Raw genomic sequence first — 21687 nt, 5'->3', positions numbered from 1 at the left:
GCTATTCGTCCCGCGGCGTCAAATCGCGCTTGCCGTGATAGCCGCGCTTGGGACGGCGCGGCGGGCCGTAGCCGTTGGCCTCTTCCTCGTTGCGCTCGCGCGCCTCGTCGCTGCCGGTGCGCTGCACAAGCACGCGGCGGCCCTTGCGGTCGGCGATCACGGCGCGCTTGGACGTCTTCTCGCCCTCGCCTGACGACTTCTTCGGCACGTCGAACTGCGCGCCCGACTTCTCGATCACCTTGTCGCCGAGCTGCTCGCGCAGCACGCGGGCGCGGATTTCCTCGACCTGCCCCTCGGGGACTTCGCCGAGCTGGAACGGACCGTAGGAGACGCGGATCAGGCGGTTCACCTCGAGCCCGAGATGGGCGCAGACGTTGCGCACCTCGCGGTTTTTGCCTTCGCGGATCGCGAACACCAGCCAGACATTGGCGCCCTGATCGCGCTCCAGCGTCGCTTCGATCGGACCGTACTTGACCCCCTCGACCTCGATGCCGTCCTTGAGCTGGTCGAGCTGAGCCTGGGTGATGTCGCCGTGGGCGCGGACGCGGTAGCGGCGCAGCCAGCCGGTGTCAGGCAGCTCGAGCGTGCGCGCGAGGCCGCCGTCATTGGTGAGCAGCAAGAGGCCCTCGGTGTTGAAGTCGAGCCGGCCGATCGAGATCAGGCGCGGCAGGCCTTCGGGCAGATTGTCGAACACGGTCGGACGCCCCTCCGGGTCGTCATGCGTCGTCATCAACCCGCGCGGCTTGTGATAGAGGAACAGCCGCGTGCGCTCGCGCTCCGGCAACGGCTTGCCGTCGACCAGGACGACGTCGTTCCTGGTGATGTCGAGCGCCGGCGAATTGATCACGCGGCCGTTGACGGTGACGCGGCCTTGCGTGACCATCTCCTCGGCATCCCTGCGCGAAGCGAGGCCCGCACGCGCCAGTGCCTTGGCGATGCGCTCGCCTTCCTTCTTCGGCTTCGGCGCTTCCTCGCGGCGCGGCCGTCCTTCGAAATCACGCTCGCGCGCACGATAGGAGCCGCGGCCGCCGAAGGCCGGGCGCTTCTCGAAGATCCTGCTCTCGTCTTCGTTGTCACGGCGCGGACGATCGCCGAAGCGACCTTCGCTGCGCGGATGCTCGTGCCAGTCGGAGCGTCCCTCGGGGCGCTCACGCGGGCGGTCGAATTTGGGGCGGTCACGGAACGGGCGATCGCCCGATGCACGATCATCGCGCGAGCGCGAGAAGCGCGGACGGTCGTCACCGCGGCCGCCGTCGCGACGGTCGTCACGCTTCTGCCAAGGCTTGTCCTCGCCGCGATCGCGGCCGCCAAAATCCTTGCGGGGGCCGCGATCCGGTGCGCCTCGCGAAAACTTTCGTTCGCCGTCGAACTTGCGCTCCGGACGCTCACCGCGCGGCGCGCGATCGCCGCGATCGAAATTCGGGCGGTCGCCACGGGGCTTGAAGCTGCGCTCGCCACGATCCTCGCGCGGGCCGCGATCCGGCCCGCCGCGCGAAAACTTGCGTTCGCCGTCGAACTTGCGCTCCGGACGGTCGCCGCGCGGCGCATAGGGCCGCTTGTCGCCGAACTTCTTGTCGCCGAAGCGACCTGCCGGACGAGCGTCATCGCGATCCCTGCGCGGCGGACGGTCGTCGCGGCCATGGGACGGACGATCACCGCGCGGCTTGAAGGAGCGCTTCTCGCCATCGCGCGGTCCGCGATCGGAGAAGGGACGGTCGCCACGCGGCTTGAAGCTGCGCTCGCCGCGGCCCTCGCCACCGCGATCGTCGCGCTTGAAGCGTGGACGGTCGGAAAAATCGCGGCGCGGCGCATCGCCCTCCTCGCGGCGGCGGAAGGGACGGCTATCGCGATCGCCACGGGGCGGGCGGCTGTCGCGGTCGCCCCGCCCCTCGCTCTTGCCCTCGAAGCCGCGCTTGGCGAATTTCTTCTCGGGGCCGCGCGGCTTGCCGCTGCGGCCGCCTTTGGCCGGGCCTCGCCGGCCGCGGGAATCGTTGTCTTTGTCGCTGTCGCGAGGCATGAATGATCTCACTCAGGGGATGGCCAGTGGCATTGTGCGCGCTCGTTCCGAGCCGCATGCTCAGGCAAAATCGGTTAAGCACTTCTGCTGAAGGCGCAGCTACTAGCAGGTTTCTTCGGATGATACGAGGCTTGAAAGCCCCCTCTTTCATGGATTTGGCGCTCAAAACGGCCGAAAATGCCGGAAAGGCGGGCGAAGTTCCGATCGGGTGCGTCATCGTCCGCGATAACGAGGTCATCGCCGCCGCCGGTAACCGGACGCTGACCGATTGCGACCCCACCGGACACGCCGAAATCATTGCGCTGCGCGAGGCGGCGAGGAAGATCGGCAGCGAGCGCCTGATCGACTGCGACCTCTACGTGACGCTGGAGCCATGCACCATGTGTGCGGGCGCGATCTCGTTTGCAAGGGTCCGGCGGCTCTATTACGGCGCGGCCGACCCGAAGGGCGGCGCGGTCGAGTCCGGCGTGCGGTTCTTTGCCTCGCCGACCTGCCACCACGCCCCGGACGTCTATTCCGGGGTCGGCGAGAGCGAGGCGTCGCGGCTGCTCAAGGAGTTCTTTCGCGAGCGGCGCTAGGTGCCTGCGAAGAACGCGCGCAGCGCCTTCGCGGTGACGTCGGGGTTCTCCTCGGTGAGGAAGTGGCCCGAGTCGACCGGCTGTCCGTCGACGTTGGTGGCCCATTGCTTCCAGACATCGAGCGGCGTCGCCGCGGCCTGGGCGATGCCGACGCCGCCCCACAGCGCCAGCATGGGCACGGTGATCTTCTTGCCCGCCTCGAAATCGGCCTTGTCGAGGTCGTAGTCGATGTAAGCGCCGGCGCGGTAGTCCTCGCACATCGCGTGCACGCGGGCGGGATCGCGGAACGGGGCGATGTAGTGCTCGAGCGCGCGCTTGTCGATGGCGTCCAGCGTCTTCGACTTGGTCTGGCTCGCCATCTTGAAGCGCAGGAAGAATTCGCCGTTGCCGGAGATCAGCGTCTCCGGCAGCGGCGCGGGCTGGGCGAGAAACGTCCAGTGATAGATCTTCAGCGCATAGGCGCGGTTCATCCGCTCCCAGTAATTATAGGTCGGCAGGATATCGAGCACGGCGAGCTTCGACAGCCGGCCGGGATGATCGAGCGCGAGGCGGTACGAGACGCGGCCGCCGCGGTCGTGGCCGGCGAGCGCGAAGTGGACGTGGCCGAGCTGCTCCATCGCCTCGACCATCGCTTTCGCCATCGCGCGCTTAGAGTAGGGCATGTGCAGCGCATCGCTCTCGGGCATGTCGGACCAGCCATAGCCCGGCAGGTCGGCGATGATCAGCGTGAACTGGGAGGCCAGGTCGGGCGCCACGCGATGCCACATCACATGCGTCTCCGAGAAGCCGTGCAGCAGGAGCAGCGGCGGCCCCTTGCCACCGACGCGGGCGAAGATGCGGCCGAACGAGGTGTCGATCCATTCGGAGGCGAAGCCGGGATAGAGGTCGGCGAGATCGGACATCTTCTTGCATCCTTATCTGGTCAATCGCGGGGGCACCTCGACCAAGAATCGAAAACAACCCCATGCACAGTAGCGGTATTATCATCGGGGCTACTAACCCCAAAATCCCATTGTGCATTTCTGGGATGTCGAGAAGCGCGCTCAGAACTCGGATCACCTCTCCCGAGGGGAGAGGTCGGATCGCATCGATAGATGCGATCCGGGTGAGGGGTTACTCTGCACCGAGTTTGCCGCGCCCCCTCACCCGCGCCTTCGGCGCGACCTCTCCCCGATGGGGAGAGGTGATTAGCCCTTGGCCTTCTCGGCTTCCACCGCCTGCCAGCCGATGTCGCGGCGGCAGAAGCCCTCCGGCCAGTTGATGCGGTCGACGGCCTGATAGGCGCGCGCCTGCGCCTCGGTCACGGTCGCCCCCAGCGCGCAGACATTGAGCACGCGGCCGCCATTGGCGAGGATGGCGCCGTCCTTCGCAACCGTACCGGCGTGGAAGATCTCGACGGTGTCGACCTTGGCCGCGTCATCGAGCCCCTCGATCCGCGTGCCCTTCTGATAGTCGCCGGGATAGCCCTTCGCCGCCATCACCACCGTGAGCGCGGATTCCGGATACCAGCGAAGGTCGAAGTTCTTCAGCTGGCCGTCGCACGACGCCAGGAACGCCGGCACGATGTCGCTCATCATGCGCAGCATCAGCACCTGGCATTCGGGGTCGCCGAAGCGGACGTTGAACTCGAACAGCTTTGGGCCCTGCGTGGTCAGCATGATGCCGGCGTAGAGAATGCCGCGGAACGGCGTGCCGCGCTGCTTCATGCCTGCCACGGTCGGCAGGATGATCTTGGCCATGATCGCGTCGTGGATCGCCGGCGTCACCAAAGGCGTCGGCGAATAGGCGCCCATGCCGCCGGTGTTCGGGCCGACATCATGGTCGAACACGCGCTTGTGGTCCTGCGCGGAGGCCAGCGGAATGGCGGTCTCGCCGTCGCAGAGCGCAAAGAAGCTGATCTCGCGGCCCGGCAGGAACTCCTCGATCACGACCTCAGTGCCGGCCTCGCCAAAGGCACCCTCGAACATCATGGCGATGGCGTCCTCGGCTTCGCGCACGGTCTTGGCGACGACGACGCCCTTGCCGGCGGCAAGGCCGTCGGCCTTCACGACGATCGGCGCACCCTGGCTCTGCACATAGGCGCGCGCCTCATCGGCATCGGTGAATCGCTTGTAGGCGCCGGTCGGAATGCCGAACTCGGTGCAGAGCGCCTTGGTAAAGCCCTTGGAGCTTTCGAGCTGGGCCGGGATCCTGTTCGGCCCGAACGCCTTGATGCCTGCGGCGGTGAGATCATCGACGATGCCGGCCGCCAGCGGCGTCTCCGGCCCGACCACGACCAGCTCGACCGCGTTCTTTTTGCAGAAGTCGATCACGGCGGCATGGTCGGCGACATCGAGCGCCACGCATTCCGCCTCCCGCGCGATGCCGGCATTGCCGGGCGCGCACCAGAATTTGGTCACCAGGGGAGAGGCTGCGATCTTCCATGCCAGGGCATGTTCGCGGCCGCCGGAACCAAGCAGGAGAATGTGCATCGAGGGCTCGAAATGAGGGGTTTTGCTGGGGCCGGAGGTCGCACGAATCGGGGTGGCGCTCAAGGGGGCAGGTCCGAACTCCCCGTCATTCCGGGGCGCGCCGAGGCCGCAAGCCCGGAATTACCAGTGCCGATTTTCTACTTTCCCAACCAACTGTACTAATCTGGCCGATGACCTAAACCTGCTTCAACCTGCTTCCCCGCAACGATCTCCTGCAGCGTCGCGACAGGCCGCCGTGGCGGTCACTGTCGGCTGCGGCTTCGTGCCGACGAAAGCCTTGTCGACCAAAACATAACTGCCCGTGGCCCAGGTCTCGATATGCGAGCCGAGATTGCCGTCGGTCGCGCCGGGAAGCTTCTTGGAATTGCGGTGACACTGCACCAAATTCCAAAGCGTCAGTTGGCACCGTTTAATGCACTGTTACCGCAAGGCCCCGTAATTCGGCTTGATGCGTCGGGCAAAACAGGCGCACAATGCTATTATTCCGAAATCGCACAGACGCCGCGGCAAGCGCCTAACCCACGTAAGCCTGCATCGGTCGATCGCCGCTCCTTCCCGCGAAGGGAGTTATCACTTTGAATACACATGACCACAGGTTTATAACGCGCCTCCCACACGGAGAACGCGTCCCCCTCGCTGTGCTCCGGCAGTGGACCGAAAGCGGGTCTGTTGAGGCGGCATTAAGGGCCATGGCGAAGCAGGAAGAATTGCCCCATTGGGGCTCAAAGGGTGCGATTAATCGCGCTGGCGACGCGCTCCGTGGCGGCAAGTTGGAACCGGGACAGGCGGCAATTCTAGAGTCGTGGAGGATGGCCCATCGCGATGTGATCAACTCGTTTCAGTCGCTCTTGCGGGCCAGAGCCAAGAACTTGGATGTGCAGGTGGCGCAGCGATTGAAGCGCCGCTCAACGATTATCGACAAACTGTCACGCCATGACGGAATGCAGCTTGCTCGCATGGATGACGTGGCTGGTTGCCGGCTGATATTCCCTAGTATCAAAATGCTCCAGGAATTTCGTTCCAAGGTCCATCATGCAAAATTCAAGCATATCCGCAAAAACGAGAAAGATAAGTACAACTACATAGAAAGACCTTCGGATCGTGGCTACCGGGGCATCCACGACATCTACGAACACAGGTCCAAGTCAAAGAAGGGGAATCCGAAGTGCGACGGCCTTCTTATTGAAATTCAGTACCGAACGGGCATTCAGCATGCGTGGTCTACAGCCGTCGAGGTCGTAACTGAGGTGACCGAGCATGAGCCCAAATTCGATCGTGGCGACCGACGCTATGTCGAGTTGTTTAGGCTAGCCAGCGAAATGCTCGCTAGGAGTCTGGAGGAATGCCCACCACGATTGTTTCCCAATCTAAGCAACAAAGAATTGTATGCTGCGTTCGAGAAGCTAAATGGCGAAATTGGTGTGATGCATATGCTTGTCAATTTGGTCATCAACGATTGGGTAGGAGACCATATAGAAGCAGACCACATCATCTTGCATATCGGCAAGAAGAACGGGTTTAAGCTTTATCAGTTCGACCTGGAATTAGAGGCATCTTCCAGGCTGCTTGAACTCGAAAAGGAATTTCCGGAAGACAACATCGTCTTAGTGGGTGCCAGAAACGTCGAAGAAGTAAAATCAGCATTCAGAAATTACTTCAACGATGTGAGGGATTTTCTGGGTATGATGATGCGCGCTTACAAGATACTCGATCCGGAGACACACGCCGCAAGGATGGCGGAATATGGCATTCAACAGTGAGCGACGAGTTTGATGGCGACCAGGAATTACGGTGACAGCAAGGTCACTGTAATTCTGAAGACGATCGGGTACCCATGGCGGTTGACCGAAATGTCGCACGGCAATCCAGTCCGACCGCGTGAATTCGCAACGACACGAAGCTGGGGAGGGTTTCAAGTGCAGGATGCTCACGAACTAAGAGAAATTCTCTATTTTGACGAACCCGGCATCGAGGATCTCTCAAACCAAGTCGGTCAAGGCAAGCTCGAAACCTTCTCGGCGGAAAGGCAAAACAGCCGTGACTACTCGGGCGCTATCAAGCCGCGACTGGGCCTTGGCGCTATTGTCAAGGCTTTAGGCGGCCCTACAGTCGACGTTGACGCAGAAATCAATCTAAAGCGCACGAAAGGCGAAAAATCGACCGAGAATTTTGTCGCGACGCGGCAAGATCGATATCGCCGCGTCGTTGACGCGTTGGGAGGGGCCGCTGAGCTGGGACATACCCTGGACCGAGCTTGGCATCTTGCTCTTAGCAAAGGTAGCGCGTTTTGTATAATCAAGGAGGATTTCAGGCCGATTCATACGACGGATGATTCAGATGGATGGCGAGAAGCTGCAAACAATATGCAGTTCTTGCAGCTCGTTGATGAGCCGACGTCCGTCTTCCGAGTGGGTATGAGTTTCGAAAAGTTGGTTGGGATTCGAGATAATTTGATCCCCCCTACTGGACACCTTTCCGCTCGCCTCCGCGGTGGGAGCGTATCTCTTTCGATTTTCGGCAAAATGGATAAGAGCCGCTATATAAAGCCGTTCGTTATCGCGTGGAGCTAGTCTAACACAAGTCACCTCATTCGCCGGATCAGTCATTCGCGCCGACATCCGTAAACAGGAATCCTGCCGGCGTCTTGGTGAAGACGAAGATGAGGTCGCCGCAGAAGACGAAGTAATTGTCATTGTTTTCCTGATCGCGATCGTAGACGGCCTTGCCGCGCTGGATGCAGGCGCGATTTTTCGCCGTGAACGAGGTCGAATAGATCTTGGCGCGAAATTGCGCGGCGTCGCCATTTGCCTTGTCGTTCATGAACGGCAATCGCGTCATGCCGGCGACGGCGGCGGAATCGTTTGCCTTCAGCGCCGCGCGAAACTTCTCGATGAAGCCATCGAACTCCTTCTGCACGGCAGGAGACGCGACGGCTTGCTTCGGCGCCTGGGCTGCGGCTGGAGCAAGGTTCACGAGAGCGGTTACGAGCAGAATTCTCGGCAAGAATCTCACGGGTCCGCTCCGTCCATCGACCAAATGGTGACAGTGCACCAAACTCCAAAGCCCAGGCATCCAGCCGACATGGTTTAGTGCGCTGTCAGCCTCATCGGTTCAAGTGGGAGCGGGACTCGCCGAGAGAACCCCTCACCCAAGTGAGCGTGGGTTGACCAGCGGAGATGCCCTCTCCCGCATCCGCCTTCGCCCGAAGGCGGGCTTCGGCGGACAAGAGGGGCTAGGGCACAGCAATCAGCACCGCGATGACGGCGGAGCTACACCTGCTTCCCCGCAATGATCTCCTGCAAGGTCGCCACGTGCCGCGCGAACGCACCACGGCCCGCCGCTGTCGCAGTCACCGTCGTCTGCGGCTTCTTGCCCACAAAAGCCTTGTCGACCGAGACATAGCCGGCCTTGGCGAGCGTCTCGATATGGGCGCCGAGATTGCCGTCGGTGGCGCCGGTGAGTTTTTTCAGCCGTGCGAATTCCAGGCCTGATGCCACGGGCAATGCGTTCAGGGCCGCCATGATCTTCAGCCGCAAGGGCTGATGGATGATGTCGTCGAGCTCGGCCATCAGATCCGCCGCATCCAGAGACCGCCGAGGATCAGGCCGCCGCCGTTGACGAAGGCCATCCAGAGCGGGAAGGCCTCGCCGATGTAGAAGAAGCCGATCAGCGTCAGCGCGATGATACCGATGCCGATGGCGACGAAGGCGGTGCCGAACCAGAGACCGGCGAGCGTGTAGAACAGCATGAAATAAACAGGCCAGAAGGCGCCGAGCTCGCGCGGGCCGAAATGACCGAGCACGTCGGTGCAGATGTTGCCGAACGCGAAGAACAGCGCGAAGACCAGCACGATCCTGACGTCGAAGGCTTGGGTTTGGCCCTGGATTTGCGACGGCGTCAGCAGCCGGATCGCGATCAGGCCGCCGACACCCAGGATGTCGACGGCGGGCCAGGCGTACTTCGCGTAGAACGGCCAGAGCCAGGTGATGAGGTTGCCCGCGAAGACCAGAACGCCCCACCACAGCGCTGCGAGGCTCGCCAGTTCGTAGAGCTGCGATTGTTTAACGCGCTGGACGATGTCGTCGATGTCCGCCAGCGCGGCGGACGCCTCCTTGCTGTCGATCATGACTGGTTCGCTCCGCGCGTCGCCACGTCCTCGGCGATCGCATTGACCGCCTTCGGATTGGTGACCATGCCCATGTGGTTGACGCCGTCGATGATCTTGACGTCGATATCAGGCCTGATGGCCTGCACGGTCTCGGCGTATTTGCCTGATATCATCATCTCGTCGTCGCTACCGCCGAAGATCGTCATCGGATGCGTCACGGCGGGCAGATCGAGGCGATAGCCGCGCGTCGCAAAGTTGCGCATCAGGCGATCGGAATAGGTCGCCGTCAGATAGCGCTCGGAATTCGCAGGGACGGCGAAGGCGAGCACCGGCAGCTGCGAGCAGCAATCGATGCCGAGCTTGCGAAGCGCAGTGAGCCCGATGAAGCGCGGGATGTCGGCATTGGCCCAGCCGCCGGAATGCGGCCTGTTGGTCGGCGCGTCATAGCCGAGATAGGGCGCGACCAGCACGGTGCGGACGAACAGGTCCTGGACGATCGGCGTCGCGGCGATGCGCAGCGAGAAGCCGGCGCCGGCGGAATGGCCGATCAATGTCAGCGGCAGATTTGGCGCGCTCTTGCGGACATGGGCGACGAAATCGACGAGGTCGTCCTCGAGCTGGCCGACATAACCGATGTCGCCGCGGGTGCCCGACGCACCGTGGCCGCGCGTGTCCAGCGCCCAGGTCTCGACGCCGTGTGCGGCCATCGCCGCCGTCAGGGCGTGATTGACGGTGGCGGATGAGCCGGAGGAGCCGTGGATGAAGATGGCGCCGCGGTCGGTGGCTGCTCCCTTCGGCTGATAGTGCCGGTAGCCGAGCCAGGTGCCGTCGCGGGCCTGGAAGCGCTCGAGCGGCGGCAGCGTGGACCAGTCGATGCCTTTGACCGACTCCGAGACGGAGCGCATCTCCGCCGGCCGCTCGAGCGGCGTGGCGATCAGGGCGGTGAGGATCAACGCCACGGCGCCGACCGCGCACAGCCCCCATTTGAGCAAGCCCAGCACCCCTCGCAGCAAACGCATCGCCATGACCCGAACTCCCTGACCTCAATCAATAGAGAACTCTATATTACAGAGTACTCTTCTATGCAACTCCCTAAATCGGGATTTCGAAGCGCACCCAGAACTCGGATCACCTCTCCCGCAGGGAGAGGTCGGATCGCATCGATAGATGCGATACGGGTGAGGGGTTCTGGTCTCACAGGGTGCCGCGCCCCCTCACCCGGATTGTCCCGGACGATGCTTCGCATCGCCAGGACAATCCGACCTCTCCCCGCTGGGGAGAGGTGAACCACGGGCAGCCGACCGAATCTCATTTCGTCGCGCCTTGGATGGCGCTGGGTCGCGAAAATCCTTAACGTCGGGTCTGACCCCAAAATGCCGAATCGTTTGCCGATGCCCTCTGCGGAACCGCTGCTCAATACGCCCGAATTCACCGTCTCCGAGCTCTCCCAGTCCCTGAAACGGACGGTCGAGGATACTTATGGCCACGTCCGGGTCCGCGGCGAGATCTCCGGATTCCGCGGCGCCCATTCCTCCGGCCATTGCTATTTCGCGCTCAAGGACGAGAGCGCCAAGATCGAGGCGGTGATCTGGAAGGGCGTGCACGGCCGCATGCGCTTCAAGCCCCAGGAGGGCCTCGAGGTGATCGCGACAGGCAAGCTGACGACCTATCCGGGCTCGTCGAAATACCAGATCGTCATCGAGGCGCTGGAGCCTGCCGGCATCGGCGCGCTGATGGCGCTGATGGAGGAGCGCAAGAAGAAGCTCGCCGCCGAAGGCCTGTTCGACGAGGCGCGCAAGCAGCTCCTGCCGTGGCTGCCCGAAGTGATCGGCGTGGTGACATCGCCGACCGGCGCCGTCATCCGCGACATCCTGCATCGGCTGGAGGATCGCTTTCCGCGCCACGTGCTGGTGTGGCCGGTGAAGGTGCAGGGCGAAGGCTCGGCCGAGCAGGTCGCGGCCGCGATCCGCGGCTTCAACGCGCTGCCTGAGGGCGGCAAGATTCCGCGGCCCGACGTGCTGATCGTCGCGCGCGGCGGCGGCTCGCTGGAAGATCTCTGGTCGTTCAACGAGGAGATCGTGGTCCGCGCGGCAGCCGAGAGCATGATCCCGCTGATCTCGGCCGTCGGCCACGAGACCGACATCACGCTGATCGACTTCGTCGCCGACAAGCGCGCGCCGACGCCGACGGCGGCGGCCGAGATGGCCGTGCCGGTGCGCAGCGAATTGTTCGTCGAGGTCGCTGATCTCGCGCGGCGCACGCGGGCGTATTGGCAGCGCGCGCATGAGAGCCGCCGCAGCGAGCTGCGCGCGGCGGCGCGGGCTTTGCCTGCCGCAACAGACCTGTTGGCGATCCCGCGGCAGCGGCTGGATTCGGCGGGCAGCGCCCTGCCCCGCGGGCTCAAGGCCAACACGCATGCGCATTTCCGCAGGTTCACCGCGGCAAGCTCGAAGCTGACGCTGCGGGTGCTGCACGGCCAGATCGCGCAGGCCGGGCACCGGCTCACCGTGTCAGGCGAACGGCTCGGCCTCTCGGCGCGCGCGCTGCTGCGGCAACGGCGCGACCGCTTCGCCGGGCTTGAAGTTCGTTTGCGTGCCTCGAAGCTCTCCAACGCGCAGGCCCAGCGCAACGCCATTGCCCGCCAGCGCGAGCGCACGCAGCGGCTCTCCGAACGCGCGGGCCGCGCTCTGGTGACGTTGCTGCAGCGGCTGGATGCCCGCGTCGAGAACAGCGGCAAGCTGCTCTCGGCCCTGTCCTATCGCGGCGTGCTCGCCCGCGGCTTCGCGCTGGTGCGCGATGAAGCCGGGCATCCGCTGCATTCGGCCGACTCGGTGGGACCGAATGCGCGGATCGCGATCGAGTTTGCCGACGGACGCGTCGGCGCAACGGCCGATGCGGATCGGCCAGCACCGACGGCGAAGCGCCCGCCGGCGCAACCGAAGCCGGCCGCGCAGGAGGCGAAGCCCGCGCCGAAGCGCGTGGCCAAGCCGGTGGATCAGGGCAGCTTGTTCTGAGATGAGATAGCGGTGCTCCACACTCGCTGTCATTCCCCGCCTTGTGCGCAATTGCGCACTGGAGCGGGAAATCCAGTACTCCGCGGCTTATCGGTGAATCACTGCCGTCTCGGCGTACTGGATCGCCCGGTCAAGCCGGGCGATGACACCGTCTGTGCGGAATGCGCGCGCCGCTACCGGCAGGACAATCCCGCGTCCATGGTGGTCCAGAAGCCGCAATGATCGGGCGCGCTCGGGGGCGAGCCGGCGTGGGCTTCGAACAGGAACACCGCGACGGTGAAGATGGCCAGTGCGGATGAGAAGATGACGATGCGGCTGCGCATGAAAGATGCGTTTAGCCGACATCATGGTCGAACTATGGCGCCGACTTCAGGTGAAACCGGCGCGGGGCGCGATCCGTAGATTCACGGTCGGCCATTTCGGTCCGTGCAGGGCGGTGGTCGATGCGGGGCTGTCCGCCTCACGCTGTTCCTCGGGCGGCCCCGCCTTCGCTCCTGCGGAGCTACGGCGCGGCGGGCCCGCTCCTGCGAGCTAGCGCGCCAGCCATTCCGCGACTTCCTTTTGCGATTCCGCGCGCGCCTCGGAATCGGTGCCGGAATGGCCGTGCTCGGGGACGGCGGCATCGGTGCCGGCGGCGGCGGCGTGCAGCGGCGTGTTGGCGCGGTCGAAATCGTGAAAGGCGCCGGGATAGACCACGATGCGCGCGAGCGCGCTGCGGCCATAGGCCCCCTCCACCATCTGGCGGCAGGCCGGCGGCGACGAGACGTCGTCATTCGCGCCGATCAGAACCAGCGTCGGCACCCGCGTGCTCCAGCCGAGGCCGGCGGAGATCCGGCAATCCGGATAGAAGGCGATCGCGGCGCGAAAGTCCGGTGCCGCGCCACGCGCCGCGGCCTGCGGACGCACCGCCCAGAGCAGCGCGCTGGCGCCGTTCGCCCAGCCCATCAGGCTGACGCGGTTGCGCGTCACCCATTTCTGCTTCATCAGCCAGGCGCGCGAAGCCGCGATGTCGGCGACGCGCTCGCGACGCGCCTTGACGTGCATCTCCTTGACGCGGCATTGCGGCCCGAGTTCGCGCGAGCCGTAGCTGTCGGGCAGCAGCACGGCATTGCCCGCCTTGAGCAGGCGCTCGGCCCAGTCGCGATAGCGCGGCAGCACCGGATCGGCATGACTGCCGAGGCCGCCGCAGCCGTGCAACGCGATCACGGCGGGAAACGGCCCCTCGCCCTCGGGCTTGAACAGCTGCGCATGCAGGACGCCCGACGACAGCGGAATCTCGACCGGCTGCGGCGCAGGCGCCGGCGCGGCGTGCGCAGCCGACATCAGCAGTGTCAGGAACAGGGCGGAAAGTACGGGGCGCATCGGACTCTGTCGCAGGAGGTGCCGCACGGTCCCAAGCACTATCATGCTGATACGGCGGCAAAACATCACAAACCGGTGGGTTTGACGGGCGGACAAGCCACCCTATCTATGCTACATCCAGTCCAACACATCGCGCCCTTCAGGGCCTCCCACGGAGACTTTCGACCGTGCTGAACAAGTTCGGCCCCTCGGGCCATGGCGAAGCCCAGGTGCAATATCTCGACGGCGATTTCCGCGTGATCTCGCCGGGCACCTTCGTACGCTGCGCCATCACCGACACGCGGATCCCGCTCGACGAATTGAAGTACTGGAGCGTGGACCTGCAGGAAGCCTACGCCACGCCCGCCGCGGTGCTGCAGCGGCATTTTCCGAACGCGCCGAAGCCGCAATCGTGAGGCCGCAGGCGCGCAGCCATTGCTACTCCGCGCCATCCGTGCCCACGCAAGCCTTGATCGCGCTCTTGCGCGCCTCGCCGACGACCTTCTGATCGATCGCCTGCCTGAGGCAATCGAGCCGCGCCTGCGCCATGCAGAGCTGCATCTGGTCGCGCTTGTCCTGCCCCTTCAGGCTCTGCGTGGTCGCGAGACAGCCCACGCGCCTGGTCGCGGGAACCGGCACCGTGGCGGCTGAAGTCGCAGGCGCCGGCGTCGTCTGCGCAAGCACCGGCGCGACGATCAGACACGCAAGGCCGGCGGCAACGGCAGCAGAGGGCAGTTTCATCGTAGTCTCCAGGATCGCACGAGATCGATAGAAGCCTTGCGATGAATGTCGGCTGAATGGCGAGAGATCAGCGCGCGCTGAAGCGTCGCTCGCGGGCCTTGTAGAGACGGTCGCCGATCAGTTGCCTGAGCCTGGCCGGATCGTCGAACTCGAGCTGCACCGCGAACGGTACGATGCCGTCAGGCACGCCATCGATGCCGCGCAGGCGCGCGAGATCTTTTTCCGTGCTCACCAGCGTGAGCTGCTCGCGCTGCGCGTCCGCTGCGAGCGCAGCGAGCTCGTCGCGCGAGAACGTGTGGTGATCGGCGAAGGGACGCGTGCGTGCGACCTCGATGCCGCTGGCGCGCAAGGTGCGGAAGAAGCGCTCGGGATCGCCGATGCCGGCGAACGCAAAGACGCGCTTGCCGAAGAGCTGCCCGACCGACGCGGCGTCCGGCTTCAGCCGGGCGCGCAGCACCGGCTTGCCGCGCGCGGAAATCTCCGATGCGACATCGTCCGCGGCATGGCCGTCGCCGATCAGCACGAGCCCGTCGGTGCGCGCAAGCTGCGCCCTCAAGGGCGCACGCAGGGGCCCCGCCGGAAACACCTTGCCGTTGCCGAGGCCGCGCTCGCTGTCGATCACGACCAGCGATGCGTCCTTGAGCAGTTGCGGGTTCTGGAAGCCGTCGTCCATCAGGATGACGGTGGCGCCCTGCGACTTCGCCAGCGCGACGCCGTCGAGACGGTCGCGTGCGACCGCGACCGGCACGTCGCGCACCATCATCAGCGGCTCGTCGCCGACGTCGGCCGCGGTGTGCCGCTCGCGATCGACCATGACAGGGCCGTGCAGGCGCCCGCCATAGCCGCGGCTGAGCACGACAGGCGTCCCGCCGAGCTCGCGCAGGAGCTTGGTCAGCGCCAGCACGGTCGGCGTCTTGCCGGCGCCGCCGACATGGTAATTGCCGACGCAGAGCACGGGGATGCCGGCGTCGAACCCCTTGCGCGCCATGCGGCGCGCGGCGATGGCGCCGTAGAGCGCGCCCAACGGGCTGAGCAGATGCGACTTCGGGGAACGCGGCCGGTACCAGAAGGCCGGCTCACGCATTGGCCGCTCCCATCTCGATCCGCAACTGCATCAGATACGGCTCGAGCGCCGTCATGGTGCGATCGAGCGCGCCGCCGAGCTCCCCGACCACGCGGCTTCCCGCGTGCTGCATCTTGTCGCGCACGGTGGGCTCGGCCAGCAACAGGCCGAGCTGCTTGACCAGCGCCTCCTGGGTGTCGGCCTGGCGCGCGCCGCCGCTTTGGTCGAGTGCCGCGTAAACGTCGGTGAAGTTGAAGACATGCGGACCATGCACGATGGCCGCACCGAGCTTGATCGCCTCGATCGGATTCTGCCCGCCATGGCGGATCAGCGATCCGCCCATGAACACGACAGGCGAGAGGCGGTAGAACAGGCCGAGCTCGCCCATGGTGTCGGCGACATAGATATCGGTGGTGGCCGCCAGCGGCTCGTCGCGCGAGCGCAGCGCCGGCTTCAGGCCCGATGCGGTGACCATGCCTGCGATCGACGAGCCGCGATCCGGATGGCGCGGCACGATCACGGTCAGCAGTTGCGGGAAGATGCCGACGAGGCTGCGATGCGCCGCGACCAGCATCTCGTCCTCGCCCGGATGGGTCGAGGCCGCGACGATGATCGGCCGGCCGCGCGTCATCGCCATCAGCCGGTCGAGCTTGGCGGGATCGGCCGGCGGCGCCGGGACGTCGAGCTTGAGATTCCCTGTCGTGACGACATCGCGGCTGCCGAGTGCGGAGAAACGCTCGGCATCGGTTTTGGATTGCGCGAGGCAAATGTCGAAGCGCGACAGCAGCGCCGAGATGGTGCCGTGCATCCGCCGCCAGCGCGGAAAGGAGCGCGGCGACATCCGCCCGTTGATCAGCACCATCGGCACCCGGCGCGCCGCACCCGCCAGGATCAGGTTCGGCCACAGGTCGGATTCGATGAACAGCGCTAGCGACGGCTTCCAATGATCGAGGAAGCGCGCGACATAGCGCGGGGAATCATACGGCACGTATTGATGGATGACGTCGGGCGGAAAACGTTTTGCGACGACGGCCGCGGATGTGACGGTGCCCGAGGTGAGCAGGATGCGCAGATTGAGATCGCGCAGGCGCTCGATCAGCGCCGCCGCCGCCAGCACCTCGCCGACGCTGGCGCCGTGAATCCAGACCAGCGGGCCATGCGGCCGCACGTCCCGGCTGAGGCCCCGGCGCTCGCCGACGCGGGCGGGATCCTCCTTGCCCTGCTTCAGCCGCCGCTTGATCAGCGCAGGCGCGAGCGGCACCAGGCTGGTCGCCAGGCGCCGGTACATCCGCAGCGTCATCGGCAGGGACTTGGGCAGCGCATGGGGCAAACTAGCCATCTGCGGGTCCCGGGCGGCCGAGCTGTGCATAGGCGCGGCTCGTGGCCTCGTTCAGCGTGTCTTCGAGCTCCTGCCGCAGCGTTTCCATCATGGCGGCATCGGCATCGGCGGGCACGTGGATTTCCTTGATGCCGACCAGGGCGCCCCGCCCGAACGGCAGGTTGATGGTGGTGCGGTCCCAGTTCTTGAGCCGGATGAAGCGGCTGGTCGCCATTGCGAAAGGCATGATCGGCCGCCCCGATTCCCGTGCCAGCATGATGATGCCGAGCCCGGCCACGCGCGCGCGCTTGGGGACATCGGCGGTCAGCGCGACATTACAACCGTCCTGGAGCGTTCGCACCATCTCCTTGAAGGCGCCCACACCACCTTTGCGGTGGAAAGCGCTGCCATGGTCGCCGGAGCCCCTGATGAGGCCGATGCCGAGCCGCTCGACGGCGATCGCGTTGAACTCGCCGTCGCGATGACGGGAGATCAGGACCTTGGCCCGGTAGGACTCCTTGTTCTTGATGAACGGCGTGAGGAAATGCTGGCCGTGCCAGAACGCGAAGATCGCCGGGATCTGCGGCTCGACGATGTCGTAGACGCCGGGCGGATCGAACGTGAATTTGTTGGTTCGCCAGACCAGACGCAGATATTCGGCCGCCAGGACCCCGACGGCACGCTGAAACCAGCTGCTTCGCAGCGTATTGCGAAGCAGTTTTTTCAACGCGCCGGCTTCGTTTCTTGGGCAGGATCGAGCAGCCGGTGCAGGTGGACGATGAAATAGCGCATCTGTGCGTTGTCGACCGTGCTCTGCGCCTTGGCACGCCAGGCGGCATGGGCGGACGCGTAGTTCGGATAGAGGCCGACGACCTCGACGTCGTCGAGGTTCTTGAAGGTGTTGTGCTCGAGGTCGAGCAGCTCGCCGCCGATGACGAGATGCAGCAGTTGTTGCGGGGCACTATCTGGCATGAGTTCTGTTCCTAAGAGGCTGCCCGGCAAAGCAGTTGTCGACAAGCACGCCGACAGGCGCTTCAGGGCAAGGGACGGTTTCGAAAATGCGCGACAATGCTCGCATGACGATCGCGTCCCGCTGCCACCAGCACCCCGTGCGTCACTTCCCGACGATTGTAGAGGATGGTACCTCCGGAGAGGTCGCTCATCCTACCATCCGCTTCCTGCACGATCAAATCGGCCGCCGCAAGGTCCCAATCATGGCTGTTGCCCCCCGCAAAAGCCGCATCCAGCCCACCATTGGCGACACGGCACAGCCGCAACGCCAGCGAACCGATTCGCGGATGCAGCTTGATGTCGCCGCCCGAAACGTCGAGCCGCTCGACCATCGGCTTCGGGCCGGCCATGCGGGCGAAGTCGAGCGCAGTGCCGCCCGTCGCGCGGACCGGCCTGCCGTTGAGGATCGTGCCCCGGCCGCGGGCGGCGAAAAAGAACTCGTTGCTGACAGGCGCGAACACGGCGGCCAGCACGGGCGAAGCATCCTCGACCAGCGCGACGCTGACGCACCATTCGTCGTGGCCATTGAGATAGTTGCGGGTGCCGTCGATCGGATCGACCACCCAGGTCAGCCGCCGCGACAATCGTGTCGCGTCGTCGGAGCTCTCCTCCGACAGCCAGCCATAATCAGGCGTGGCGCCGCGCAGGCGCGCCTCGAGCAGGTCGTTGACGGCGATGTCGGCTTCCGAGACCGGCGAGGATGCGCCCTTGATCCACTTCTTCAGCTCGGTGCGGAACATCGACTGCGCGAGGCTGCCCGCCTCCCGCACCGTGTCCTGCAGCAGCGCCGCGTCGCGCGTCAGGATCGCTGCGTCGGAAAAGTCAGCGTCCGCCAAGCGTCAGTCCCTCGATGCGCACCGTCGGCGCATTGATGCCGTAGCGGAACTCGAGATTGTTCGCCGGCTGCATCGACTTGAAGATCTCGAACAGATGGCCCGCGATCGTCACCTCGCTCACGGGATAGGTGAGCTCGCCGTTCTCGATCCAGAAGCCGGAGGCGCCGCGGCTGTAATCGCCGGTGACGCCGTTGACGCCGGAGCCGATCAGGTCGGTGACGTAGAAGCCCTGCTTGATGTCGGCGATCAGCTCCGCCGGCGTCGGTGTGCCGGCTTCGAGATGCAGATTGTACGGACCGGGCGAGGGCGAGGACGAGACGCCGCGATGGGCGTGGCCGGTGGTGGTGAGGCCGAGCTCGCGCGCGGTGGCGCAGTCGAGCAGCCAGGTCGTCAGCACGCCTTCGTCGACCAGCGCGGTCCGCTTCACCGCGACGCCCTCGGCGTCGAAGGTCTGCGAGCGCAGGCCGCGCTTGCGCAGGGGATCGTCGATGATGCGGATGTTCTTCGAGAACAGCTGCTGGCCGAGCTTGTCCTTGAGGAAGCTGGTCTTGCGCGCGATCGAGGCGCCGTTGATGGCGCCGACGACGTGGCCGACCAGCGAGCCGGCGACGCGCGGGTCGAACACGACGGGCACCTTGCAGGTCTCGACCTTGCGCGGATTGTAGCGCGCCACGGTGCGCTCGCCGGCGGAGCGGCCGACGACTTCGGGCGACAACAGATCGGCGCCATGCGGCGCCGAGGTGAAGTCGTAGTCGCGCTCCATGCTGGTGCCTTCGCCGACGATCGCGGTCGCCGAGATGCCCTGGCTGGAGCGCAGGTAAGAGCCGTGGAAGCCGGTCGAGGTGACGAGCACCATGCCGCCCATGCCTGATGAGGCCGACGCGCCGCCGGATTTCGACACGCCCTTCACGGCAAGCGCGGCAGCCTCGGCCTCGAGTGCGCGGCGCTCGAGCTCCGATGTTGCGGGCACGTTGGGATCGAGCAGATCGAGATCTGGGAAGTCGCGCGCGAGCAGCGCGGGATCGGCAAGGCCGACATATTTGTCGTCAGGCGCGACGCGCGCCATCGCCACCGCGCGTTCCGCGAGCTTGGTCACGGCATCGCCGCTGGTGTCGTTGGTGGAGACCACGGCCTGGCGCTGGCCGACCAGCACGCGCAGGCCGACATCGTCGCCCTCCGAGCGTTCGGATTCCTCGACGCGGCCGTCGCGCACCTCGACGCCTTGCGAGACACCGCGCACCGCGACCGCATCGGCAGCATCGGCGCCGGCGCGCTTGGCCGCCTCGACCAGACGCTGCGCAAGATCCGAGAGCGCGGACTGATCGAACAGGTCGCGATTGGCTTTTGAAGAGCCTTGGGACGAAAGCGTCGAGCTTGCGGATGGTGAAGAGTTCACGAACGAAATCCTGTTGGGGGCGCGGGAGGTTCGGGGCGACCTCAGGGCCTGGACACCAGATGTGCCCAAATGGTGCGGACTTCAAGCATTTTCAGGCTGCAAAAGGCTCAGATTCGCAAGACCTGCGCAACGTCTCGTCAATCATGCGCGCCAAGGTCTTGTCAATCATGGCGGGCGGTGACGCTGGATTAACCAGCCTTTTTAAGCGGTTTTCGGAGCGGCCTGCGCTAAGGTCCTCGTATCGACCGGGAACATAATCCCGGCGGGGAGAAGTAAAGCCGTGAGGCGTCAAACAGCAACATGCGGGGCCGCTCCCGCCGGGTCGAGCCGCAGCTTGCGGCTCGACCCTCTTTCCCTTCCGGTCCGCTTCGATGCGCACGATCCGCGCGCCGACGGCTACACCAGGCAAATCGAGCTTCATCGCGAGCGTGTCGTGCTGCGCCGTGCCGTCCGCGGCATGCAGATGGCGATCAACGTCCGCGTCAGCGACTTCACCGGCGTCGCGCTGCGCGGCAGCGACGAGGCGCAGACCCTCGTGCTGGTGCATCGCGATCCCTCACTCTCCGTTCCGCTACTGGTCAGCGCCGATGGCGACGAACTCACCGAAGCCTGGGCGATCTGGAGCGAGATATTCGCGCTGCCGCAACTCGACGAAGGCGCACGCAAGTCCGCGCCGCGCCGTCGCCGCGCCAACGCGATCCGCGCCCGCCGTCCGAAATTCCTGATGCGCCGCCGCACCGCCATGGCGCGCGAGTTGCCGGTTCACCGCGCAGAGCGCGAGATCATCGCCAGGAATTGAGCAAAGCTAGGCCGCCCGCATCACCGCGTCGGTCAGCAATCCCGCAAACAGCAGCAGGCCCGCGTCGCGGTTCGACTTGAACAGACGCAGACACAGCGCGGGGTCGCTGGTATTGAGCCGCACGATCTGCGAGCCCAGATGCGCAGCGAAGGCCGCAAGGCCGATCCACGCCGGCCAGCGCGCATCGCCCGACGCCAGCGCGACACCGATCAGCACCACCGAGAGCCCGTAGAACAGGATCAGCGCCTGGTGCGTGTGGGCGCCGAACAGGCGCGCGGTGGACTTGATGCCGATCAGCGCATCGTCCTCGGCATCCTGATGCGCGTAGATGGTGTCATAGCCGATCACCCAGGAGATCGCGCCGGCATAGAGCACCAAGGCCGTCACATCGATGCGTCCGAAGGTGACGGCGAAGCCCATCAAGGCGCCCCAGGAGAAGGCGAGACCGAGCACGGTCTGCGGCCACCAGGTGATGCGCTTCATGAAGGGGTAGATCGCGACAATCAGCAGCGAGGCGATGCCGGTCAGGACCGCGAAGCGGTTGAACTGCAGGAGCACCACGAGCCCGATCAGCGCCTGCGCGACCATGAAGGCGAGCGCCTGCTTCGTGGTCACCTGCCCCGACGGCAGCGGCCGCGAGCGGGTGCGCTCGACCTTGTCGTCGAGGTCGCGGTCGGTGATGTCGTTCCAGGTGCAGCCGGCGCCGCGCATCACGAAGGCGCCGATGAAGAACAGCACGATTGTAAGCGGCAGGCCGCGGACGTCATGCGCCATGCCGCCGGCGAGCGCGGCCGACCACCAGCACGGCATCAAGAGAAGCCAGGAGCCGATCGGACGATCGAAGCGGGACAGGCGCAGATACGGCCGCGCCCATTGCGGCGCGAGCGTATCGACCCAGTTGCCGGTAGAGTCGGCAACGCGGGCGGATGCGTCAGTGCCCAGTTTTCGAAGTTCGTATTCCATCGCTACGCATTCCGGTACGAACTTCGAAAAC

The 21687-nt window shown here is 65.2% G+C and carries 23 protein-coding genes and 1 pseudogene; 6 read left to right on the top strand and 18 right to left on the bottom strand.

Translation table 11 applies throughout. The features are described from left to right. Position 1: 1 nt before the first annotated feature. Positions 2-2017, bottom strand: coding sequence for a pseudouridine synthase (locus tag QY049_RS09865; RefSeq protein ID WP_301269290.1), 2016 nt, complete (start codon positions 2015-2017; stop codon positions 2-4). A 119-nt stretch (positions 2018-2136) separates the two neighbouring features. On the opposite strand from QY049_RS09865, the gene QY049_RS09860 reads away from it, so the two are divergent. Beyond that, positions 2137-2595, top strand: coding sequence for a nucleoside deaminase (locus tag QY049_RS09860; protein ID WP_258767071.1), 459 nt, complete (start codon positions 2137-2139; stop codon positions 2593-2595). Here QY049_RS09860 and QY049_RS09855 read toward each other — a convergent pair. From QY049_RS09855 to QY049_RS09845, 3 genes and pseudogenes are all read right to left on the bottom strand, one after another. Next, positions 2592-3497: an alpha/beta fold hydrolase gene (locus QY049_RS09855; RefSeq protein ID WP_258763820.1), complete on the bottom strand. Its 906-nt coding sequence runs from the start codon at positions 3495-3497 to the stop codon at positions 2592-2594. The two genes, QY049_RS09860 and QY049_RS09855, sit on opposite strands and share 4 nt — an antisense overlap. Positions 3498-3782: 285 nt before the next feature. Continuing rightward, positions 3783-5066: a phosphoribosylamine--glycine ligase gene (purD, locus tag QY049_RS09850; protein ID WP_258763821.1), complete on the bottom strand. Its 1284-nt coding sequence runs from the start codon at positions 5064-5066 to the stop codon at positions 3783-3785. A gap of 158 nt (positions 5067-5224) precedes the next feature. Continuing rightward, a pseudogene (locus tag QY049_RS09845) lies at positions 5225-5426 on the bottom strand (transcriptional regulator); the annotation flags it as partial. Positions 5427-5755: 329 nt separating this feature from the next. Between QY049_RS09845 and QY049_RS09840 the strand changes: the two are divergent. Both QY049_RS09840 and QY049_RS09835 read left to right on the top strand, forming a co-directional pair. Beyond that, the gene (locus tag QY049_RS09840) at positions 5756-6826 is read left to right on the top strand and encodes a RelA/SpoT domain-containing protein (protein ID WP_301269289.1); all 1071 of its coding nucleotides are present in this window, start codon (positions 5756-5758) and stop codon (positions 6824-6826) included. Between the two features lie 156 nt (positions 6827-6982). Then, positions 6983-7636, top strand: coding sequence for a hypothetical protein (locus QY049_RS09835; protein WP_258763823.1), 654 nt, complete (start codon positions 6983-6985; stop codon positions 7634-7636). Between the two features lie 28 nt (positions 7637-7664). On the opposite strand, the gene QY049_RS09830 is transcribed toward QY049_RS09835, so the two are convergent. The 4 genes from QY049_RS09830 to QY049_RS09815 all read right to left on the bottom strand — a co-directional run bounded on the left by QY049_RS09830 (position 7665) and on the right by QY049_RS09815 (position 10199). Further along, positions 7665-8078, bottom strand: a complete 414-nt coding sequence (locus tag QY049_RS09830; protein WP_258763824.1) for a hypothetical protein — start codon at positions 8076-8078, stop codon at positions 7665-7667. A gap of 257 nt (positions 8079-8335) precedes the next feature. After that, positions 8336-8635: a transcriptional regulator gene (locus QY049_RS09825; protein WP_057741722.1), complete on the bottom strand. Its 300-nt coding sequence runs from the start codon at positions 8633-8635 to the stop codon at positions 8336-8338. Next, the gene (locus QY049_RS09820; RefSeq protein WP_258763825.1) at positions 8635-9192 is read right to left on the bottom strand and encodes a hypothetical protein; all 558 of its coding nucleotides are present in this window, start codon (positions 9190-9192) and stop codon (positions 8635-8637) included. The genes QY049_RS09825 and QY049_RS09820 overlap by 1 nt, the downstream gene beginning before the upstream one ends. After that, positions 9189-10199, bottom strand: a complete 1011-nt coding sequence (locus tag QY049_RS09815) for an alpha/beta hydrolase (RefSeq protein ID WP_258763826.1) — start codon at positions 10197-10199, stop codon at positions 9189-9191. Before QY049_RS09815 ends, QY049_RS09820 begins: the two co-directional genes overlap by 4 nt. Positions 10200-10565: 366 nt before the next feature. Between QY049_RS09815 and xseA the strand changes: the two genes are divergently transcribed. Next, complete coding sequence (gene xseA, locus QY049_RS09810) at positions 10566-12188, top strand: exodeoxyribonuclease VII large subunit (protein WP_258763827.1); 1623 nt, start codon at positions 10566-10568, stop codon at positions 12186-12188. Positions 12189-12361: 173 nt separating this feature from the next. Here the strand turns inward: xseA and QY049_RS09805 are convergent, their stop codons facing one another. Both QY049_RS09805 and QY049_RS09800 read right to left on the bottom strand, forming a co-directional pair. After that, positions 12362-12511, bottom strand: a complete 150-nt coding sequence (locus QY049_RS09805; protein ID WP_258763828.1) for a hypothetical protein — start codon at positions 12509-12511, stop codon at positions 12362-12364. 208 nt (positions 12512-12719) lie between these two features. Next, a complete protein-coding gene (locus QY049_RS09800; protein ID WP_258763829.1) occupies positions 12720-13550 on the bottom strand; it encodes a dienelactone hydrolase family protein in 831 nt (276 codons plus the stop codon). Positions 13551-13717: 167 nt separating this feature from the next. Between QY049_RS09800 and QY049_RS09795 the strand changes: the two genes are divergently transcribed. After that, positions 13718-13945, top strand: coding sequence for a DUF2093 domain-containing protein (locus QY049_RS09795; protein ID WP_128968398.1), 228 nt, complete (start codon positions 13718-13720; stop codon positions 13943-13945). A 22-nt stretch (positions 13946-13967) separates the two neighbouring features. On the opposite strand, the gene QY049_RS09790 is transcribed toward QY049_RS09795, so the two are convergent. The 7 genes from QY049_RS09790 to QY049_RS09760 form a co-directional block, all read right to left on the bottom strand. Next, positions 13968-14270, bottom strand: coding sequence for a hypothetical protein (locus tag QY049_RS09790; RefSeq protein ID WP_258763830.1), 303 nt, complete (start codon positions 14268-14270; stop codon positions 13968-13970). Between the two features lie 67 nt (positions 14271-14337). Then, entirely contained in the window at positions 14338-15354 is a 1017-nt protein-coding gene (lpxK, locus tag QY049_RS09785) for a tetraacyldisaccharide 4'-kinase (protein WP_258763831.1), read from the bottom strand. After that, positions 15347-16702 carry a 3-deoxy-D-manno-octulosonic acid transferase gene (locus tag QY049_RS09780; RefSeq protein WP_258763832.1) on the bottom strand — a complete coding sequence of 452 codons (1356 nt, stop codon included), beginning with the start codon at positions 16700-16702 and terminating at the stop codon, positions 15347-15349. The genes lpxK and QY049_RS09780 overlap by 8 nt, the downstream gene beginning before the upstream one ends. Beyond that, positions 16665-17378: a lysophospholipid acyltransferase family protein gene (locus tag QY049_RS09775; protein ID WP_194477859.1), complete on the bottom strand. Its 714-nt coding sequence runs from the start codon at positions 17376-17378 to the stop codon at positions 16665-16667. The genes QY049_RS09780 and QY049_RS09775 overlap by 38 nt, the downstream gene beginning before the upstream one ends. Next, entirely contained in the window at positions 17375-17623 is a 249-nt protein-coding gene (locus QY049_RS09770; RefSeq protein ID WP_194477860.1) for a DUF4170 domain-containing protein, read from the bottom strand. Before QY049_RS09770 ends, QY049_RS09775 begins: the two co-directional genes overlap by 4 nt. A 62-nt stretch (positions 17624-17685) precedes the next feature. Then, complete coding sequence (locus QY049_RS09765; RefSeq protein ID WP_258763833.1) at positions 17686-18498, bottom strand: 3'(2'),5'-bisphosphate nucleotidase CysQ; 813 nt, start codon at positions 18496-18498, stop codon at positions 17686-17688. After that, positions 18485-19894 carry a TldD/PmbA family protein gene (locus tag QY049_RS09760; RefSeq protein ID WP_194477862.1) on the bottom strand — a complete coding sequence of 470 codons (1410 nt, stop codon included), beginning with the start codon at positions 19892-19894 and terminating at the stop codon, positions 18485-18487. The genes QY049_RS09765 and QY049_RS09760 overlap by 14 nt, the downstream gene beginning before the upstream one ends. 280 nt (positions 19895-20174) lie before the next feature. Between QY049_RS09760 and QY049_RS09755 the strand changes: the two genes are divergently transcribed. Continuing rightward, positions 20175-20693: a DUF6101 family protein gene (locus QY049_RS09755; RefSeq protein ID WP_258763834.1), complete on the top strand. Its 519-nt coding sequence runs from the start codon at positions 20175-20177 to the stop codon at positions 20691-20693. 6 nt (positions 20694-20699) lie between these two features. Here the strand turns inward: QY049_RS09755 and ubiA are convergent, their stop codons facing one another. Further along, the gene (gene ubiA, locus QY049_RS09750; RefSeq protein WP_258763835.1) at positions 20700-21656 is read right to left on the bottom strand and encodes a 4-hydroxybenzoate octaprenyltransferase; all 957 of its coding nucleotides are present in this window, start codon (positions 21654-21656) and stop codon (positions 20700-20702) included. Between the last annotated feature and the right edge of the window lie 31 nt (positions 21657-21687).

It is taken from the genome of Bradyrhizobium sp. WYCCWR 13022 (genome assembly GCF_030435535.1).
In the GTDB taxonomy this organism is placed as follows: Bacteria; Pseudomonadota; Alphaproteobacteria; order Rhizobiales; family Xanthobacteraceae; genus Bradyrhizobium.
The sequence above is the reverse complement of the archived record's forward strand: the minus strand, read 5'-3'. Positions and strand labels throughout refer to the sequence as shown.

Excerpts from the sequence above, each read along its gene's own strand:
- QY049_RS09865 (WP_301269290.1), bottom strand. The coding sequence starts at position 2,017 with ATGCCTCGCGACAGCGACAAAGACAACGATTCCCGCGGCCGGCGAGGC.
- QY049_RS09860 (WP_258767071.1), top strand. The coding sequence starts at position 2,137 with ATGATACGAGGCTTGAAAGCCCCCTCTTTCATGGATTTGGCGCTCAAA.
- QY049_RS09855 (WP_258763820.1), bottom strand. The coding sequence starts at position 3,497 with ATGTCCGATCTCGCCGACCTCTATCCCGGCTTCGCCTCCGAATGGATC.
- purD (WP_258763821.1), bottom strand. The coding sequence starts at position 5,066 with ATGCACATTCTCCTGCTTGGTTCCGGCGGCCGCGAACATGCCCTGGCA.
- QY049_RS09840 (WP_301269289.1), top strand. The coding sequence starts at position 5,756 with ATGGCGAAGCAGGAAGAATTGCCCCATTGGGGCTCAAAGGGTGCGATT.
- QY049_RS09825 (WP_057741722.1), bottom strand. The coding sequence starts at position 8,635 with ATGGCCGAGCTCGACGACATCATCCATCAGCCCTTGCGGCTGAAGATC.
- QY049_RS09820 (WP_258763825.1), bottom strand. The coding sequence starts at position 9,192 with ATGATCGACAGCAAGGAGGCGTCCGCCGCGCTGGCGGACATCGACGAC.
- QY049_RS09815 (WP_258763826.1), bottom strand. The coding sequence starts at position 10,199 with ATGGCGATGCGTTTGCTGCGAGGGGTGCTGGGCTTGCTCAAATGGGGG.
- xseA (WP_258763827.1), top strand. The coding sequence starts at position 10,566 with ATGCCCTCTGCGGAACCGCTGCTCAATACGCCCGAATTCACCGTCTCC.
- QY049_RS09805 (WP_258763828.1), bottom strand. The coding sequence starts at position 12,511 with ATGCGCAGCCGCATCGTCATCTTCTCATCCGCACTGGCCATCTTCACC.
- QY049_RS09800 (WP_258763829.1), bottom strand. The coding sequence starts at position 13,550 with ATGCGCCCCGTACTTTCCGCCCTGTTCCTGACACTGCTGATGTCGGCT.
- QY049_RS09790 (WP_258763830.1), bottom strand. The coding sequence starts at position 14,270 with ATGAAACTGCCCTCTGCTGCCGTTGCCGCCGGCCTTGCGTGTCTGATC.
- lpxK (WP_258763831.1), bottom strand. The coding sequence starts at position 15,354 with ATGCGTGAGCCGGCCTTCTGGTACCGGCCGCGTTCCCCGAAGTCGCAT.
- QY049_RS09780 (WP_258763832.1), bottom strand. The coding sequence starts at position 16,702 with ATGCACAGCTCGGCCGCCCGGGACCCGCAGATGGCTAGTTTGCCCCAT.
- QY049_RS09770 (WP_194477860.1), bottom strand. The coding sequence starts at position 17,623 with ATGCCAGATAGTGCCCCGCAACAACTGCTGCATCTCGTCATCGGCGGC.
- ubiA (WP_258763835.1), bottom strand. The coding sequence starts at position 21,656 with ATGGAATACGAACTTCGAAAACTGGGCACTGACGCATCCGCCCGCGTT.